Source organism: Streptomyces sp. NPDC020965, assembly GCF_044333555.1.
Classification (GTDB): Bacteria; Actinomycetota; Actinomycetes; order Streptomycetales; family Streptomycetaceae; genus Streptomyces.
The window spans coordinates 23,516-41,685 of sequence record NZ_JBIRRE010000020.1; the positions used below are offsets into that span (position 1 = coordinate 23,516).

At 72.1% G+C, this 18,170-nt stretch carries 11 protein-coding genes; 5 read left to right on the top strand and 6 right to left on the bottom strand.

The window, feature by feature from the left end:
- The first annotated feature begins 225 nt into the window (after positions 1-225).
- Together ACH4S7_RS35655 and ACH4S7_RS35660 are read left to right on the top strand one after the other, a co-directional pair.
- Positions 226-939, top strand: coding sequence for a response regulator transcription factor (locus tag ACH4S7_RS35655; protein WP_398525577.1), 714 nt, complete (start codon positions 226-228; stop codon positions 937-939).
- 217 nt (positions 940-1,156) lie between these two features.
- On the top strand, positions 1,157-2,326 hold the full coding sequence (locus ACH4S7_RS35660) for a glycoside hydrolase family 5 protein (RefSeq protein WP_398525578.1): 1,170 nt from the start codon (positions 1,157-1,159) through the stop codon (positions 2,324-2,326).
- Positions 2,327-2,421: 95 nt separating this feature from the next.
- On the opposite strand, the gene ACH4S7_RS35665 is transcribed toward ACH4S7_RS35660, so the two are convergent.
- Both ACH4S7_RS35665 and ACH4S7_RS35670 read right to left on the bottom strand, forming a co-directional pair.
- A complete protein-coding gene (locus tag ACH4S7_RS35665; RefSeq protein WP_398525579.1) occupies positions 2,422-5,778 on the bottom strand; it encodes a LuxR C-terminal-related transcriptional regulator in 3,357 nt (1,118 codons plus the stop codon).
- Positions 5,775-8,303 carry a LuxR C-terminal-related transcriptional regulator gene (locus ACH4S7_RS35670; protein WP_398525580.1) on the bottom strand — a complete coding sequence of 843 codons (2,529 nt, stop codon included), beginning with the start codon at positions 8,301-8,303 and terminating at the stop codon, positions 5,775-5,777. The genes ACH4S7_RS35665 and ACH4S7_RS35670 overlap by 4 nt, the downstream gene beginning before the upstream one ends.
- Positions 8,304-8,757: 454 nt before the next feature.
- On the opposite strand from ACH4S7_RS35670, the gene ACH4S7_RS35675 reads away from it, so the two are divergent.
- The 3 genes from ACH4S7_RS35675 (at position 8,758) to ACH4S7_RS35685 (ending at position 13,754) form a co-directional block, all read left to right on the top strand.
- Positions 8,758-11,598, top strand: a complete 2,841-nt coding sequence (locus tag ACH4S7_RS35675; RefSeq protein WP_398525581.1) for an AAA family ATPase — start codon at positions 8,758-8,760, stop codon at positions 11,596-11,598.
- A 489-nt stretch (positions 11,599-12,087) separates the two neighbouring features.
- Entirely contained in the window at positions 12,088-12,978 is an 891-nt protein-coding gene (locus tag ACH4S7_RS35680) for a PAS domain-containing protein (RefSeq protein WP_398525582.1), read from the top strand.
- A gap of 101 nt (positions 12,979-13,079) precedes the next feature.
- On the top strand, positions 13,080-13,754 hold the full coding sequence (locus ACH4S7_RS35685) for a response regulator transcription factor (RefSeq protein WP_398525583.1): 675 nt from the start codon (positions 13,080-13,082) through the stop codon (positions 13,752-13,754).
- Positions 13,755-13,861: 107 nt separating this feature from the next.
- Here the strand turns inward: ACH4S7_RS35685 and ACH4S7_RS35690 are convergent, their stop codons facing one another.
- The 4 genes from ACH4S7_RS35690 to ACH4S7_RS35705 all read right to left on the bottom strand — a co-directional run bounded on the left by ACH4S7_RS35690 (position 13,862) and on the right by ACH4S7_RS35705 (position 17,988).
- Positions 13,862-14,389 carry a cold-shock protein gene (locus ACH4S7_RS35690; protein WP_398525584.1) on the bottom strand — a complete coding sequence of 176 codons (528 nt, stop codon included), beginning with the start codon at positions 14,387-14,389 and terminating at the stop codon, positions 13,862-13,864.
- Positions 14,390-14,877: 488 nt separating this feature from the next.
- A complete protein-coding gene (locus tag ACH4S7_RS35695; protein WP_398525625.1) occupies positions 14,878-15,996 on the bottom strand; it encodes a chitinase in 1,119 nt (372 codons plus the stop codon).
- Between the two features lie 485 nt (positions 15,997-16,481).
- Entirely contained in the window at positions 16,482-17,399 is a 918-nt protein-coding gene (locus ACH4S7_RS35700) for a F510_1955 family glycosylhydrolase (RefSeq protein WP_398525585.1), read from the bottom strand.
- Positions 17,400-17,562: 163 nt separating this feature from the next.
- A complete protein-coding gene (locus ACH4S7_RS35705; RefSeq protein ID WP_398525586.1) occupies positions 17,563-17,988 on the bottom strand; it encodes a DUF6153 family protein in 426 nt (141 codons plus the stop codon).
- Positions 17,989-18,170: the final 182 nt, after the last annotated feature.

An 18,170-nucleotide genomic window follows, 5' to 3' on the forward strand; every position in this document is an offset into this window, starting at 1 on the left:
CCCTCTTCACCCGGCGCGCCCGGCGCGGGCACGCCGTCGCCGCCGTCGACGACGACGTCAGGGCGGTGGTGTTCGCGAACAGCGGTGTGAAAGGGTGGTGCTCGCCGTCTCACGATCCATGATCGTCTACTCTGCGGGATCGTGGTCCACGGGTGTTTCAGGTCACCAAGTGGGCAGTGGGACGAGCGATGTTCGGGGGAGCATGAGATGAAGGACCCAGGTGGCGTGAGAGTTGCCGTCGTGGCCGCCGGCGAGGTGATCCGCGGCGGATTCGCCCAGATGCTCGACCAGACCACCGGTGTCGAGGGCTACGCGGTCTTCGCACCGGACGAGTTCGCGGCCGAGGCGTCCGAGGACACCATCCAGTTACTCATCCTGTCGTGCGACGTGCTGGTGCTGTGGACGGTCAACAGCACAGGGGTCGGTGAGGGCGCATGGGCCGCCGAACTCGCCTCCATCGCACGTGAGAACGGCATTCTGGTACTGCTGGTCCTCCCCGGCGCCGAGTTGGCGCGGGCCGCGACCGGACCCGCCGTACCGTGTCACGGCGTCCTGGACCAGGACACGCTGACCACCACGGTGCTGGGCGATGTGCTGCACAGACTCGCCAGCGGCGAGAAGTTCGTGATGGAGCCGGTCGCCCGGGTGACGCCCCGCCGCGGTCCCGGGGTCACCGCGCTCCCACCCCGCCAGCCCGCGGTACTGCTCACCGCGCGCGAGAGCCAGGTGTTGGAGCTGCTGGTCGAAGGGCTCAGCAACAAACAGATCGGCCAGGCGCTCGCGCTGTCGGAACACAGTGCCAAGCGACTGGTCGCCATCGTGCTGTCGAAGCTGAACAGCCCCAACCGGACACAGGCCGTCGCGGTCGCGTTGCGGGAGGGGCTGGTCCGGACGGACGCGGGCCTGCGCGGCATCGTCGGCCCCCCGACGCCGGACTGACAACCATCTCGCTCCACCCGGACCCCGGCCGGGGTCCGGACCGGCCCGTTCCGCACGGAGCGCGAGATGCGCCGGATGTGGGGAAGATCGTGGATTTCCACGATGGTGGGCGGTCGTCGTCTCGGGCAGGATCGGTGTGACGGATCGATGCGGTCCTTTATTGTCAGGAACGCTTCCTATCAGTCGTAGTCACCCGCCAGTCAGACAGGGGAGATTCATGGACATCTCGCGCAACCGACTCCGCTCGCTCGCGGGAGCGGGCACGATCGCCGCCACTCTGGCGCTCGGTCTCACCGCCGCGCCGGCCGCCCCGGCCGCGCCCCAGGCGGCCAAGCCCGCGGCCCCCGCGGCGAAGACCGGGCCCCAGGCGGCGCAGGCCCCGGCCGGATCGCCCGTCGCGATCAACGGACAGCTCACGGTCTGCGGCACCAAGCTCTGTAACCAGTACGGCAAGCCGATCCAGTTGCGCGGTATGTCCACCCACGGCATCGGGTGGTTCCCCAACTGTTACACCAACGGCTCCCTCAATGTCCTGGCCAACGACTGGAAGGCCGACGTACTCCGCGTCTCCCTCTACATCGAGTCGGCCAACTACGGCTATCTGCGGGACCCGGTCGCCTACACCAATCAGGTCCACGACCTCATCGAGAAGGCGTCGGCACGCGGCATGTACGTGATCGTCGACTGGCACCTGCTGGGCGACGGAAACCCCGCGACCTATGGCGACAGCGACCCCTGGACCCATATCGCCTCCGCCAAGCGGTTCTTCAAGGACATAGCCGAGCGGCACAAGAACAAGAACAACGTGATCTACGAGATCGCCAATGAGCCCAACGGCACCAACTGGCAGGGCCAGCGGGTGGACTGGTGGACGATCAAGTCCTACGCCGAGGACCTCATCCCGTACATCCGGCAGTTCGACGCGGACGCGCCCGTGCTCGTCGGCACCCCCGACTGGGCCTCCTTCGGTGTCTCCAGCTCCTCCGGCCAGTTCAACGAGACCGAAGTCGCGAACAACCCCCTCCAGATCCCGAACATCATGTACACCTTCCACTTCTACGCCGCCTCGCACGGCCAGAACTACCTGGACGCCCTCTCCCGCGCCGCCGACAGGATCCCCGTCTTCGTCTCCGAGTTCGGCACCCAGAACCACCTGGGTGAAGGCAGCAACAACTTCCCCATGACCCAGAGCTACCTCAATCTGATGGCCACCAAGAAGATCAGCTGGGTCAACTGGAACTACTCCGACGACCACCGCAGCGGCGCCGCCTTCAAGACCGGCACCTGCGCCGCGGGCGGCCCCGTGGCCGGCACCAGCTCGCTCAAGGAGGCCGGTATCTGGATCCGCGACAAGATCAGGACGCCGGACAACTTCCCCACCGTCTGACCCGCTCCCCCCCCGTACCCGTCCAGGAGACCTCTGGGCGGGTACGGGGGCGTTCCCACGCCGCGTGGGAAGCGCCCGTCCCCCGCCACAGGGGGTCAGTCGGAGCCGGCCGGTCGGTGTCCGCCGTGGCCGAGCGCGGCCGGCAGGTCCGCGCGACCGCTGATGCCCAACGCCCGGTAGCTCTTGGTGAGATGCAGTTCGACCGTACGCCGGGAGATCGACAGGGTCTGTGCGATGGCCTGGTTCGCGTGCCCATCGGCGGCCAACCGGGCCACCCGGAGCTGGGCCGTCGTCAGCCGGGACTCGGCGTACCGGGCCAGCTCCGCGTACCGGCGGGCGACATCCTCCGCGCGCGGGGTCGGCCGCCCGCCGTCGGCCCGCATCGTCTCCAGGGCCTCGCCCAGCAGCCTGTCGCCGTCCCCCGGGCGCCCCTCCGCCAGCAGCGTGGCCGCCAGTTCCACCATCGCCCGCGCATACCGGGACCGGGCCGATGAGTTGGCCAGCACCCGTACCGCACTGCGCAGATGCCGGAGCGCCGTCGGCCCCGTCAGCGTGAGCCCGGCGCACAGATGGACCGCGCCGACCGCGCCCGGCGCCCCCCAGGCCCGCGCGGCCGCCAGATCGTCCGCGAGCAGCTCGGCCGCGGCCTCGGGGCACTGGGCCGCCTGCGCCATCCCGAGATGGGCGCGCCAGGGGACGATGGCCGGATTGAGGCAGCCTGCGCTGGTCAGCAGCCGCCCGCACTCCCGTAGATGCGCGGTCGCGTCGCCGTGCCGCCCGGTGTGCAGATCCAGCGCGCCCCGCGCGAAGAGCAGCTCGGCGTGGCCGAGTCCGTATTCGTGCCGGTCCGCCGCGGCCGTCGCGAGAACGGCGGCGGCCCGGCCCACCATGCCCGACTCCAGATGGATGAGCATCGCCACGGCGGTCAGCCGTTGCAGGGTGCGTGGATGCCAGTGCCTGCGCGGCACCTCCGCCAGGGTCTCGGTCAGCCACGCCCTGGCCTGCGGAAGCTCACCGCTCCGCAGCGCCAGCTCGGCGCGGGTCAACAGCGCGAGGCCGAGCGCCGGCCGCACCCCGCGCAGCCGCGCATCGGCCTCGATCCGGTCCAGTCCGTCGTTGGCCGCGTCCAGGTCCTCGACGACCGCGAGGACGCGTACGGCCGTCAGCCGGGGTGCGAAGAGCCCGCCGGGGGCGAGCGCCGCGGACGCGAGGTGGCGTGCCTCCTGGATCTCCCGGCCGGCGGCGCAGAGCCGCCAGGCTGCCGCCGCGGCGCGCGCGGGGTCGGCCGAGGGTCCGGGGTCGGTGGTGTCGTCGACGGTGGAGGGGTCGTGGGTCAGCAGATTGCCCAGGGCGCGCAGGGTCAGCCGCTCGCCGGGGGGCGCCGACTCCCGCCCGTCCGCGTCGGCGAGGGCCTGCGCCGCCGCCCGCCCGCCACCGCGCAGGGCGAGGAGATCGGCGGCGAAGAGCCGCGCGCCGGAGAGCCCCGGATCAGCGGTCTCTGCCAGCACCTGCCGCAGCCGACGGTCGGCGGCCTCCGGTCGTACGTACATCTGGGCCAGGGCGAGTTCGAGCAGGATCTCGACCCGGAGCGCGCCGGTCGCGCCACGGTCCAGGGCCCGTTCCAGGAAGACGATGGCGCGTGCCTGGTCACCGGAGCACCGGGCGTGCCGGCCGGCCGTGCGCAGGACCTGGGGCACCCACGGTTCGGTCAGTTCGGTGTGGGACACGAGTCGGGCGAGGGCCGAGGTGCCGAGGCCGTCGCGCCAGCCGACCCGTACGGCGCGGGTGTACAGCTCACGGCGGCGGCCCGGCTCCATCAGCGCGAGCACCCGATCCGCCACCAGGGCGTCGTACGGCCTGGGGTGTTCCAGATCGTCAAGCAGTCCGGTCCCGGTCAGCTCCGCGCGGGCCAGTTCGGCGCGGGCGCGCGCGGGGGAGCGTTCCCGGTCGCGGAGGGCGTCCTCCCGGGACGGCTCGGCGGGGAGCCGGTCCGGGGGCCGGCTGTGCACCGGCGGTGATGCCCGGTCGGGCGCGGGGTTCCCTGGCGGCACGGTGGGCGCCGGCTGGTGGGGGAGCGTCTCCTCGGGCGGGTCGGTGTGCGGTCGGCCCGGCGGCTCGGCGCAGGGGGGTTCCGCTCGTTCGTGCCGCGGGGTTTCGGGATCCCCCGGCCGGTCGTGGCGCGGCCGCCGGGTCCATCGCGGCGGCGGGCCGTCCGGCTCCGGAGCGCGGGCTGCCGCGGTTGCCCACGGCACTGAGCGCCCGGACCGGTCGCGCGTGGGTTGCGGACCGTCGGCCGGTGCCCCGGGCGCCCCAGGTACCTCCGGAGTTCGGCCATGGAGATGGGTCGTGGGTACGGGGACGGGGGTGCCGCTCTCCACCGTCCGGGGCTGCCCGGGGACCCCGTCCGGCCGCCGCCCGGGTGGCTCATCGGCACACCGCCGTAGTGCGCCCCCCGGATACAGGGGGCCGCCGTACACCCCGTCCGCGCGCCCTCCCCCGGCCGGGGGTGCAGCACGATGGGTACGGGGCGGGTCGCTCTCCGCCAGCGCTCCCGCCGGCCGTTCCCCGAAGTCCGCACCATGACGCGCGTCGACTCCGGGCGGGCCGCCGATCCCACCGGTGCGGTGGAGGGGGTGGTCCTCCGTCTCCTCCTTGGGCGGCACCGCCAGCTCGTACACCTGCTCCCAGGAGAGGTCGCCCCGCCCCACCGCGCTCGCCCGGACCAGCGCCAACACGGTCTCGGACAGCGGCGCGAGCGCACGGCGGGTCTGCTCCCGGCCCACCTGCTCGGCCACCGCCTCCAGTTCGTCGGGGGACGGCGCCGGGGCGGGACAGCGGCGGATCGTCGACCTCAGCAGGGCCGGGCTACCTCCGGTGGCCGCGACCGCGACCGGCACGAGCGGTCCGCAGGAGTGTTCCCCGTACGCCTCGGCCAGCAGTTCGCGCACCCCGTCGCGGCTCAGCGGCCGGAGCGCGACGTCGTCGCGCCGGGACGGGCCCTGGGGGAGCACCGACGGATCGTGGCCGGCGACGATCAGCAGCAGCGGGCGGGGCGCCGAACGACGGGCGAGCGCGGCGGCGGCCCGGACCGAGCGCGGGTCGGCCCAGGGGGCGTCGTCGACGAGGATCGCCAGCGGCACCCCGGGCGCCGCACCGGCCGCCGCGGTGAGCGCGTCACGGGCCACGCCGTGCCGGCGGTCCCGGTCACCGGGCCGGCAGCGCAGGGCCACGACGTGCAGTCCCGCCTCCCGGGCCGCCGCCGCGGCCTCGGCGAGCACGGTGCTCCGGCCGGTCCCGCGGCGCCCGTGCACCACGACCGTCGCCGACGCCCCGTCGGCGACCTCCCGCGCGGTGTCCCGCAGCCGGGCCGACTCCGGCGCGCGCTCCGGGAGTCCGGCCCGACCGGGAGCGGGGCCCGCGTCCCGGTCCGGCGTCGGCGATCGGGGACTCACCGTGGTTCGCCGGACGGTCGCCACGGGGTCGGCGCGCTCTCCGGGTCGAGTCGCTCCGCCAACTCGGCGCGCCCGGTCACCCCGAGCTTGCGGTAGACGTTGGTGAGATGGAACTCGACGGTCCGCAGGGAGAGGAAGAGCGCGGCGGCTATGTCCCGGTTGGTCGTCCCGGACGCCGCGAGCGCCGCCACCGGCCGCTCGGCCGAGGTGAGGGTGTCGCCGGTGCGGTGGTCGGCGGACGGCGCACGGCCACCCGCCGTCGCCAGGGCTACCCGGGCACGGTGCGCCATGACCAGGAAACCGTGCTGGGTGGCGAGGGTCCGGGCCGTGTGCAGATGGGCACGTGCGGCCTTCTTGTCGTCGTGTTCCAGCAGCGCCTGCCCCAGGCGCAGTTCGGCGAGCGTGTGATACGGCCGGTCCGGGCAGTTCGCCAGCACGCGTACGCTCTCGGTGAGGAGCTGCACACGGTCATACTGCTGGGCCGCCATGCCTTTGGCCAGCAGGCCGAGGCCGGTACTGCGCTGCGTCGGCCACCGCTTGGCCAGTTGTGCGCCGAGTTCGGCCCGGTCGACGGCCGCGGTGACCCGGCCGAGCTGCATCAGCAGATCCGTACTGACGACCCACCAGGTCGAGAAGACCGGATTGTCGACGCCCGCCGACGCCAGGCTCGTGCCGCAGGCGTCCATCAGGTCCAGCGCCTGTTCCGTCCGGCCGCGCATTCGGTGCAGCAGCGCCTGGGCCATCAGATGGTGGTGGAACTCCCAGACCGAGTCGTCGAACCGGCGGCCGTCGAGCCGCCGCAGCGCGCACTCGGCCCGGTCCAGCTTGGCCTGCGTGATCATCGACAGGGCCAGGGTGATCAGCGGGAGCTGTGTCTGCGCCTCCCAGCCGTGCCGGTGCGCGATCCGGGACGCGGCCCGCGCCTGGGCGGTCGACTCGGCCACCTCGCCGGTCTGGAGGAGGAGCCACGCCTGGCTCGACCGGGCGTGGCACTCGGCCCACACCTCCTCGCGCCGCTGACTGTCGGCTATGGTCCGGGTCAAATGGCCGAGGGCGGGCTCGGTCTGGTCCGCGAGGCCCAGGACCTGCGCCGCGGCCACCGTGGCCCAGGCGCTGCCGGGTCGCTCCGCCTGGAGGACCTGGTGGGCGTCGCCGACGGCCTCCCGCATGGCGGTGCCGGTCAGCGCCGTACGGATCGCGCGGGTGGCCAGGGCGAGTTGTCCCACCGCGCTGCCGGCCCGGGACAGCGCCGGCTGCGGTCCGGTGGCGGCGGGGCGGTTCAACCGCGTCGGGGGTACGGGCGGGACCCGGCCGTGCGGTGACGGTTCCGGCCCGCCGGGTGCTCCAACGCCCGCCCGGTCGTCGTCTCGGAGGTCGCGCAGCACATCGCCGAGCGGGCCCGGGGTGTCGGGTTCCTCGTGCGTCATGAGCGCGGTGAGCCGGAGCGGCATCACCCAGCGGGCGGTGGCGAGCGGATCACTGGTGCGCAGCAGGGCCCACTCCAGATGCCCCCTGGCCGTCACTGGGTCGATGTCGAGCAGGGCCATCGCGAGGTCGACGCTGGTGCCGAGGTCGTCCGGGTCGACGCGGTTGAGCCGGGACAGATACCGCACCGCGGCGGCCGGGTTGTGGTGCTGCGCGTCGGCGGCGGCCTCCTTGAGAAGGGAGATCATCCAGGGTCTGTCCAGCCGGGAGTGGGCCAGCAGGAGATCCGCCACCTCTTCGGCGGGCCGGGCGGTGTCGTTGAGGATCTCGGCGGCCTGGGCGTACATCCGCTCGCGCTCGGCCGGGGTCAGCTCGGCGAGCAGGGCGTCCACGGGGTGCGGTACGCCCATCGGCGGCATCGGGTCGGGGATCACTCCGGCCGCGCGGGCGGTCTTGAGCGCTTTGGTGACCTGGCGGGCCGGGAGCCGGGCGAGCGCTCCGACGAGTTCGGCGTCCGTGCTGCGCAGCGCCGACGCGGCGCGTGCGACGCGGATCAGATACGGCTCGTGCGCCAGCAGGTCGTCGAGGTCGGAGCCGTCCGACGGGTCGGTGTCGGGGGCGAGCAGGCCGGCGGCGTCGGTGACCGTGGAGTACTCCTGGGCCACGATCTCGTGGAAGGTGGGCCGGCCGGCGGCCAACGCGCGGTGGGAGGAGGTCATCAGTACCGTCAGTGGCCCACCGGAGGTGCGGCGCAGCAGGCGGTCGATCCAACGGAGGGTGCCGTCGTCGCACCAGTGGGCGTCGACCAGGGCGAGGACGAGGGGCGCGGTGGCCAACAGGGCGTCGGCGCGCTCGCCGGCGGTGTGTGCCAGGTCGGGGCCGGCCGGGTGTGTTCCGTCGTACCCGCCGTCGGATGCGCCGAACAGGCGCCTGAGCACCTCGTGTTCGGTGGCGCCGTCGCCCCGGCGGCAGGCGGTGCTCCGTACGGCGGCCCGCTCGCCGTACGGAGCGGTGACGCGCCGGACGATTCTGTCCATGGGCATCGGGGCGGTGGAGCCGAGGACGACGAGACAGCGGGCGGCGGCGGGGGGTGCGGGCATCCCGCCGTTCCAGTGGCTCGTCCAGGGTGATCTTTCGAAACCGTTGGTATCTGGAAAGCCCGATAAGTCCGGGAAGCCTGGTAACGGGGAGGCTGACAGCGTTGTCCACGCGAGGTCGTGCTCGGTCCAGGTCGAGTTCATAACCCTTTACAGTACGGCGGATCTGTGAACTCGCGGTGAAGTGAATGGGTCAGGTGGTGACAGGTGCTGGGGAACTCCGGTGGCGTCGAGGGCGAACAGTGCGCCCGGCGATAAAGCTCTTCCGCTCAACTGCGTTCATTGGCCCGGGAGTTGGGTGTTTTACTCGGACTTTTAAGATGTTTCAGCCGGGAGCTTGCGGAGTTTGAGCCTGAGGGCAACGATCCCACCCCCACTCGCTCAAGCATCCGTACTCTTTGGGAAGGACGCCTGAATGTTCGTCAGCTTACGCCGCTCACCAGGGCAGAGGAGGCCAGTGCACTCATCACCGGTACCCGCGTCGCTCCATGACCGGGCCGAGGAACTCGCCGCCGTCACCGCGGCGACGGCGCGGGCCCTGGCGGGCCCCCGCAGGCTGGTGGTCGTCACCGGGACGCCGGGCGTGGGTCGCTCCGCGTTCCTCGACGCGACCGCCGAACTCATCGCCGAGGGGGGCTTCGTCGTCCTGCGCGGCGGCGGCAGCAGACTGGATCACACCCTTCCGTACGCCGTCGTCCGGCAGATCCTCGCGCGGGCGGCCGACGCGGGCGCCCGCGATCATGCCTTCGGGCCCGCCCAGGAGCCGCCCACCGACGAGGAGCTGGCCACGGACGAGCCGGGCACGCTCTTCACGGACGCGCTGAACGTATCGGGCCGGGCCGCCGCCCACGGGCCGGTCGCGATCGTCATGGATGACGCGCAGTGGGCCGACCAGCCCTCCCTGGAGTGGCTCGCCGGACTGCTCCGGGACCACGGCCCCACCCCGCTGCTACTGGTGGCCGCCGTCCGGGACGGCGACCCCGCCGCCGAACTCCCCGTCGTACAGGACCTCGTGGCCATCGCCGACGACATCGTCCCGCTCCGCCCCCTCACCGCGGAAGGGGTCCGTGCCCTGCTCCGGGAACGCGCCGTCACCCTCCCCGGCGAGGGCGGCCGAGCCTGGGCGCGGGCCACCGGCGGCAACCCCACCCTGGTCAACTCCCTCTTCGACCGCCTCGGCGGATCGCCAGGCGCGGCCCCCTCCCGACTCCTCGACGCGGCGCGTGCCCTCCCCGCGCCCTGGAACCTGCGCGGCCGGGTGGCCGCGACCCTGAGCAGCCACCCGGAGCCGGTACGCCGCTTCGCGTACTGCGCGGCGATCCTCGGCGGGGCGGCCGAAGACCGACTCATCGCCCGGCTCGCGGGCGTGGACCCGGCCGACCGGGCCGCCGCCGCCTGGGCCCTGCGCCGGCTGGGCTGGGCACCCGACCGGTGCGAGCCGCCGGTGCTCTGGGACTGTGTGCGCGAGATAGCGGAGGACAGCTACGGCCCCGAGGGCTGGGGCGATCTGCACCGGCGCTCCGCGACCCTGCTCCACGAATCCGGCTACCCCCTGGAACGGGTGGCGACCCACCTCCTGGAGGTCGGCCCCGGCGGCCACACCCAGGCCGCCGACGTGCTGCGCGAGGCGGCCGACGACGCGCGCCGCCGCGGCGATCGGCATCTCGCCATCCGCTATCTGCGCCGGGCCCTGCGCGAATTCCCGCCGGGCAGCCCCGAGCGCGGCCGATTCCTCGCCGCACTCGCCGACGCCGAGCAGGACGTCGACCCCTCCGCCCTGCTGCGCCACATCGCGCAGGCGGTCGCCCTGCTGCCCTCCGCCGAGGAGCGCGCGGCGGTCGTCGCGGGGGTGCCGCTGACGCTCTCGCTCTCCGCATCCCCCGTCGCGTACGAGCTGATCGCCTCCGCCCGCGCGACCCTCACGTCCGACGAGGGCCCCGACTCCGCCGCTCGGGAATTGACCGCCCGCCTGGAGGCCCGTGCCCGCCTCTCCGAGCTCGGGAGTCCAACGGCCCCGCTCGACGCGGTCGCCCGCCTGCGCGAGCTGGGACCCGAACTCGACCTGTGCTCGGCGGCCCGGCGCGAGCGGGCCGCCGTGCTCACCTTCGCCGGGACCATCGGCTGCCGACTGTCCGCCGAAGAGGCGGGTGCGCTGGCCCGCCGGATGCTGGAACGGGAGCCCGCCTCGGCCCCGTCCGGCTATGCCGCCGCCTCGCTCATGATCGCGTCCGGTACGGCCGCCGAGGCCCACGATCCCGTACGGAGCTGGTTGGACATGGCCGTGGAGGCGGCCCACCGGCGCGGTGACGAGCGGCAGCGGATACGGATGCTCTGCGGCCGGGCGATGGCGGCCCAGCAGGGCGGCAGGCTCGCGGACGCCTGGGCGGACGCGCGGGACGCCTGCGACGAGACGACCGGCGCGCTCGGCGAGAGCGACTGGCTCTCCGCGCTGGGCCTGCTGTCGGTGGCGGTCGAACTGCGCGATCCCTGGCTCTCCGAACGCGCCCAGGCCCTCTGTGCGGACCAGCGGGGTGCCGGAGTGCCGATCCTCCGGGTCGGCCTGCTGGCGTTGCGGGCCGCCACGACCCGGATGCCGCAACTGCCCGCCCTGACCAAGGAGCTGGTGGCGGCGGTGCGCCGGGCGGGCGCATCGGGCTGGCACAACCCCTCGCTGTTCCCCCTGGCCTACTGGTCCACGCCCGCGCTGCTCCGGCTCGGCGACAACGAGACCGCGCTCGAACTCATCGCCCACGAGTGCGACCGGGCCCGCACCTGGGGTTCCCCCTCGACACTCGGCCGGACCCTGCGCGTCTGGGGGACGCTGGTCCCCGGGCGGTACGCCCTCTCCCTGCTGGCCGAGTCGGTCGCCGTGCTGCGGGAGAGCCCCAACGAGCTGGAGCTGGCGCGGGCGCTGATGGCGTACGCGATGCGTCTGCGTGGCGCCGGACGCGCGGGCGCCACCGAACTCCTCGCCGAGGCTGAGCGGATCGCCGACGCGATGGGGGAGTCGTTGCTACGGTACTGGGCGGAGCCGGGACGTGGCGAGACACGCCGAGCCGGCCTCCTCGGCACCGAACGGCTCAGCGTCACCGAACGCCGGGTCGCGGGGCTGGTCGCACTCGGCCGCACCAACCAGGAGGTGGCGGAGGAACTCGACGTCACACGGCGTGCGGTGGAGAAGTGTCTGACGAGGCTCTATCGACGGCTGGGTGTTTCCAGCCGGGCCGAACTGATACCCGTCGTACGCCGGATAGCGGGTGCGAACGCGTTTCGCTGGGGAGTGCCCGAGAGCCTGTAGTGCGCCGTGTGGTGCGTCCCCGGTGCGCCGATCGGTGCTTCCGACCGACCCCGGACCGCTGCTGCCGCTGAGTGCCTGTGGTGGGTTCGGGCCTGTCCGCTCAGGGGCCGCCAGCACGGACGCGCGAGTAACCTCCGGGTCATCACCGGCTGACAAGAGCCCCCTCCGCACCTCCTCTCCCGGCCCGAGCTTCGGTAGCCGATCGGTGCACCAACCAGGTATCTGGAGTGGAACCTTCGGTTCTCCCCCACGGCGCCGGTTGGGCCGAAGCCGAGCGCCAGACCCCTTATGTCTGCTATGGGTGCCCGCATGGTGGACGGTCGCCCCCTCGGGGCGGCTGGTGCCCCCGCCCGGTGCCGTGTCTCCGAACCGTTCGACCCCGACCACAGTGTTAATAGCATTGACAGGGGATCGCATTGACCCGCCGTCCCGCGCCTGATTACGCTCCCGACGCCCGGCGATAAACGCAACGGGGAGGGTTCGGCGTAGATGACCTTTACCAAAGGCGACGCAAGTCCAAAAACTCCATACGCGGTCGGATGGAAATCGGATCCCAGTATGAGTGCCCATCGAGCCGCTCAAGCGCAACTGACAACCGACCTGGCCCCGATTCATCGGCCAGCGGGAATTGGCATCGACGACTCGCGCACGGAGGATTCCCCTCTGCGTGACGCGGAGATCCGGAGTGACGAATACGGCGATCTGGTGCTGTCCTCGTTCGAACTGTCCGGGGTCGGCCTGGCCATCCTGGACCCGACCCTGCGGGTCCGCGCCGTCAACGGTGCGTTCAGAGCCCAGTGCGGGCGGCGCCGTGATGACATCTGTGAGCGCAGCTTCGCCGAATTCCTGCACCCGAGCGTGCGCCAGCATCTGATGCGGCAGTTCGGCAGACTGGTGCAGGGACACCGCGCACGCCTTGTCGGACAGTCCATCGCCATGTGGTTCAACGACACCACGGTCGCGGGGAAGCTGAGTGCCTTCCCGGTCGACGGCGACGGCGGCCGAGTCAAAATGATCATGGTTCAGTTCACGCCCGAGAAGTCCGACGACCAGCAGGCGCTCATCGGCTCGCAGCGGAAGCTGACGGCGCTCACCGCCAAGGTGCTGGAGGGGGTGGCGGCCGGAGATCCGACGGTACGGCTGGCGGCCAAGCTCTTCCTGAGCCGACAGGGCATCGAGTACCACGTGAGCATACTTTTGCGCCAGTTCAAGGTGCCCAACAGAACAGCCCTTGCGGCGAAGGCGTACTCGATGGGTATGTTCAGCATCGGCTGCTGGCCGCCCCAGGTACTCCCCGACTACATCCGCTCCGATCGCGGTGGCTCCGACCGAGCGCGTGGTGGTGCCCGCGTGGAGACGCACGACGACCGCAGACGCTGACCAGCGTCGGTCGACACGCTAGACCGGGTGCTCCGAAGGCGGTCCCGCAGGGGGAAGTACCACACGACCGACAGGGGGCTGACACGGTGAAATTCCTGGTAGTGGAAGACAACGCACGGGTGTCCGCTGCCCTCACGGCCGCACTGAACGCTCAGGGCCTGGAAGCGGTCTGTGCCGCGACCGGCAAGGCCGCGATCGAGCTGCTGGACACCAACCCGGACGCCGTACTCCTCGATATCGACCTGCCGGACTGTGACGGCTTCACCCTCTGCAGTGTGATGAGGGCGAGCAGTTCGGTACCCATTCTGGTGACGACGGCGCGCTCCGACCACGCGTCTCGCGTCCGGGGACTGGATCTGGGAGCCGATGACTATCTCGTCAAACCGTACAATCTGGCCGAGCTGCTGGCCCGGGTCCGGGCAGTGATGAGACGCCGCCAGCCACCCGAACCGGTGGCCGGCGGCGTGGCGCCCGGGGACCTCATCCTGGCCGGTCCGGTCCGCATCGATCTCTGGGAGCGGGTCGTCCTGATCAACGGATTTCCGGCCGAACTCTCCGATGAGGAATTCAGCATCCTGGCGGCGCTCGCCCGACGACCCGGAGAGACCCTGGACTTCGAGCAACTGGCCGATGAGATCCTGCGGACCAAGCGCATGACGGTACAGGAGTCGATCCACCGCTACATCGCCTCGCTGCGCCAGCGGCTGGGCGCCCCGCACCAGCTCGAAGCCGTGGAGGGAGCCGGCTATCGGCTGACGCTCGCCGGAACGGGCTGACCCCCCGACCCCGGACAGCGCGGTGGGGGCCGGCGATTCGATCGCCGGCCCCCACCGCACTGTTTTGGGGACACTCCTAGGGACCGTCCTCGGGACTGTCGTGAGTATCAGTCGACCCAGCCGTGCTCGGAGGCGAAGTCCACGAGTGCCTTACGGAGCTCCAGCACCTGGCGTACGGTGAGGTCCGGGCCGCTGGCCAGCAGCAACTCGGTCGCGAGCCGGGTGAACTCGGTCTCCGAGAACACCTCGCAGGTCCCGTCCGTCAGACCTTCGCTCCGGCCCTCGCTCTTGGTCTCGCCCTTACCCTCGCTCCGGCCCGGGACGGGCTCGGCGGGGACGGCCACGGACCGCGTCCTGTCCAGCGCGCCGCTCGGCAGCGGACCGCCGACCGTCGCGCCGGCCGCATCGGTGGACACGGCGGCCGCTGGAGCCTGGCCGACGATCTGGACCCCGTATGCCTTGAGACCGCGCCCACCGTCGAGGACACCGAACTCCACCCGGGTACCACAGGCGATCGTCCTGCTCGCCTCGGACAGTTCATTGGCGTGGACGAAGACATCATCGCCCCCGTCGTCGGGTGCGATGAATCCGTACCCCTTGGTGTCGTCGAACCGGACGACAATTCCCTGTGCCATTTTCTTCCTCCTCAACCGACCCACAAACCATCAGCTTTCACCGGAGGACATGCCTCGGTGTCAACAGTGGTTGAAACCCTATCCACCTCTTGTGCCACTCGACAACTGGGGGAACACCCCAGTCTCGCGGCCCGCGACCCCTACTCGGAAACGCGGTACGGCCTTCGGATTCACCGCGGCGTACGCCGCACCCCGGCCGTGGGGAGGCCGCTGGCCACACCGAAGGCGCTGCCCGGTGCGGTGTCGTTCGGCTGGTGGGGCTGGGCAGGGCTAGGTGGGACGCGGGGGCTTGTTCGGCTCGTTCGGAGGGGTGGCGGGGGTGGCGGGGGTTCGGGCGCGGGAACGCGTACGGCCCACGCCGGGTCGTGCGCGCCCCAGCGCGGGCCGTACATCCGGGAGCCCGCGCCGACCGCGCGGGCTCCCGTCCCCCCCCGGGCGTCAGTGGCCCGGGAGAACCGATACCGATACCGGTACCGGCGTCAAGCTGGTCAGCGCCCCTGGAGCGCCTTGACGTTGTTGCCGAAGGTCCACCCGCGCGAACCGTCCCAGTTGATCGACCAGGTCATCAGGCCCTTCAGCGCACCGCTGTAGCCGTTCCACGCCTGCGACACCAGGCTCGGCGGCATATGACCGCCCCCGGCCCCCGGCTGTGCCGGCAGTCCCGGAACCTGCTTGTCGTAGGGGACCTTGATGGTGGTGCCCTGGATGACGAGACCCCGGTTGAGGCAGTCCGTCTGCGCCCGGAACCCGGCGACCGTGCCCGCCGAGTAGGAGTCCCCGGAGCACCCGAACATGCTGCCGTTGTAGTACTGCATGTTCAGCCACCAGAGCCGGCCGTTGTCCGCGTACTTCTTCACGATGGGGAGGTAGGCGCCCCAGATCGAGCCGTAGACCACGCTGCCCCCGGTGACGTACGCCGTCTCGGGCGCCATCGTCAGACCGAAGTTCGACGGCATCTGTGCGAGCACGCCGTCGATGATGCGGATGAGGTTGGACTGTGAGGCCGAGAGCTGGTTGATGTTGCCGCTGCCGACGAGACCGGTCTCGATGTCGATGTCGATGCCGTCGAAGTTGTACTTCTTGAGGATCGGCACCACCGTCGCGATGAACCGGTCGGCGACCGCGCTGGAGCTGAGGTCGATGCCGGCCGCCGCACCGCCGATCGACATCAGGATCGTGAGGCCGTCCTGCTTGGCCTGGCACATCTCGGCCGGGGTCGCGACCTTCACGGTCGAGTCCATCCCGTTCTCCCACAGGACCGTGCCGTCCGACCGGATCACCGGGAAGGCCGCGTTGATCACGTTGTAGCCGTTGGCGCGGATCCGGGGGTCGGTGATCGGGATCCAGCCGAGCGGGGGATGGACGCCGTTCACCGCGCCGTCCCAGTTCTCCCAGTAGCCGTGCAGCACCTTGCCGGCCGGCCTCGACTTGACCGCACAGGTCTCGACGAGGGGCCCGGCGGCCGTGCCCGTCCTGGTGCTCACCGTTTCCGCACGCGGCGATTCCGGCGGCGCGGCCTGGGACGGGTTCGACGCGGCGGAGACCGGGACCTGTACGGCGAGGGCCATCACCAGGCCGACGCCCAGCAGACGTAACGTCCGACCGATCATGCTGTACTCCCTTCGTGCCCGCCCTGGGCGGCCGGCACCGGGGTCGGCGCGAGGCCCATGGAGGCATGACTCTGGGTGGGGTGGTTGAAGCGGAGTCGCCGTGCCGTGGATGCCGCCCGGACGCGTTGGGGACGCGGCGGAGCGGTGCGGCCGTGAGCCGGGGGCCGATGGGTGGGGGGAGGCTCCGGACAGCACGCTCGCCTCCCGGGCTGTGGGGGCCCCGGAGGCGTACGTGGTGTGACGCGCCACACCGTAAGTTGGTCCAGACCATCCGTCAATAGGTCTGGACCAAGGTGGAGGTGGGCCTCCCATCGGGAGACATCGGTGGGGCCCTGGTGGTCCGCCGATCACCGCGTCGGCGGACCACCAGGACCGATCAGGAGAGGGCTGGGGAGTCCCCGTGCCGGGGCATGGCTCGATGACCCACTGAGTGCCCGCACCGTCGGATCCCCGCCCGTGGCTCCCCCCGCCGACGGAGTCGGTCAGTGATCGCCGCCGGAGGTGACGGCGAGCCGCTTGGTGAACGTGCGGCCCCCGTCCGTCGACTCGTAGACGCCGTCCTGTGTCGCCGCGACGAGTCGTCGGGCGTCGACCGCCGTCAGGGCCTGGGGACCGCCCCCGGGCACGGTGCCCGTCTTCCGCCAGCTCTTGCCGCCGTCCGCGCTGAGGCTCACCGCCCCGGAGGGGTCGATGCCGTAGAGGGCGTTCGGCCCGGTCCAGTCGAGGAAGGCCATGAGCGGCTTCGCGTCGCCGCCGCCGAAGGTCCGGCCGCCGTCGGTGCTGCGGGTCAGACCGGACTCGGTCGTGGCGAGGACCGTATCGGGGTCCGCGGGGCTGACCGCGATGTCGAGCGCCTTCAGCGGACCGCGCTTCTCCCAGGTCACACCGTCCCCGCTGACCCGCAGCAGGCCGTTGGTGCTGTCGTACCCGTAGACCTTGTCGTGCGCGTGGTCGAGGGAGTGGAAGTCGACCTCGCCGGTGAGCGACTTGTCCTTCCAGGTCTTGCCGGCGTCGGTGCTCTCGATCAGACCGAGGTTGGCGGGCGCGTCACGGCCGGGGGCCGGATGCCCACTGGCCAGGAACGTGCCGTTCGCGGCGATGGTGAAGCCCATGAAGTCGTCCTTGCGGTCGCCGACGAGCCGGGGCTCGCCCTTCGGGCCCGGGGTGTAGATCCCGTCATGCGTCGCGACGTAGAGAAGGCCGTCGGAGGGGCCGATGTCGACGCCGTGGATATGACTGATCGTGGTGCCCGACGAGGCGTCCGAGCCGTCCCGGCCGCTGTCGTCACCGTCGTCGCCGGAGCAGGCGGTGAGGAGCAGGCCGGTGGTGATCACGGCGGCGGCCACGGCGGTACGGCGGCGGGCCGACCGGCAGCGGAGTGTTGTCGTGGTGCTGGGCATGTCGAGACCTCATGCTGTTCAGAGCTGCGGAACGCGGATGCCGGCGCGGCGAGGGACAGCCGATGTCCGGTGCGCCGCGCGGGGCGATCCCCGTAAGGGATGGGGAGCGAAAGGCAGGGGAACGGGCGCGCGGGCGGCGCGAGCGTTCCTTCCCTACCGGGTCCTAGATCCGCAGGATCGACAGTTCGGCGAGGTCGGGGGCGCGGGGCGGGGGACGGGTGCGGAGCCGGGGCGGGGCCGCGGCACGCGGGGATCCGGGCCGGCCGGTCCGGCGGCCGAGCGCCGTGCCCGGCAGGGCGAGCAGCACCCAGCCGGCGAGCACCGCCACACAGAGGGAGGCCAGATCCATCGCCAGGCCCGTGCCGTGTGCCGCGCCCCCGTCGTCCGCGCCGTCCCGTGTCTCCGGGGCGGGGACGGTCGGGCCCACCGTGGTGACCGGTGCCGAGGCGGCTGTCGCCGTGGCGGGCCGCGTCGTGGTGGCGGAGCCGTGGTCCTGGTGACCCGTCGTATGCATCGCAAAGACGCCCAGCGCGAGCACAACCAGCAGGAGTTGCCCCCAGATGCTGACTGCTCGACTCCGCTGGTCCACGCTCACCACTCTCCGGCCTCCGCGCCCGACGATACAGAAGGCGCTGACCGGGCCGGGCGGCCCCCTGCCCGGCCCAGCCGGACGTGCCGGCCGCGCGCGTAGCGGACGCGGGGCAGGATGCCCAGCTATTCGGGGCACGTGATCGGTGACGGTTCCCACAAGATCGATGCCTTGTCGCGACG

Excerpts from the sequence above, each read along its gene's own strand:
- ACH4S7_RS35700 (WP_398525585.1), bottom strand. The coding sequence starts at position 17,399 with ATGCCCAGCACCACGACAACACTCCGCTGCCGGTCGGCCCGCCGCCGT.
- ACH4S7_RS35690 (WP_398525584.1), bottom strand. The coding sequence starts at position 14,389 with ATGGCACAGGGAATTGTCGTCCGGTTCGACGACACCAAGGGGTACGGA.
- ACH4S7_RS35680 (WP_398525582.1), top strand. The coding sequence starts at position 12,088 with ATGACCTTTACCAAAGGCGACGCAAGTCCAAAAACTCCATACGCGGTC.
- ACH4S7_RS35670 (WP_398525580.1), bottom strand. The coding sequence starts at position 8,303 with ATGCCCGCACCCCCCGCCGCCGCCCGCTGTCTCGTCGTCCTCGGCTCC.
- ACH4S7_RS35660 (WP_398525578.1), top strand. The coding sequence starts at position 1,157 with ATGGACATCTCGCGCAACCGACTCCGCTCGCTCGCGGGAGCGGGCACG.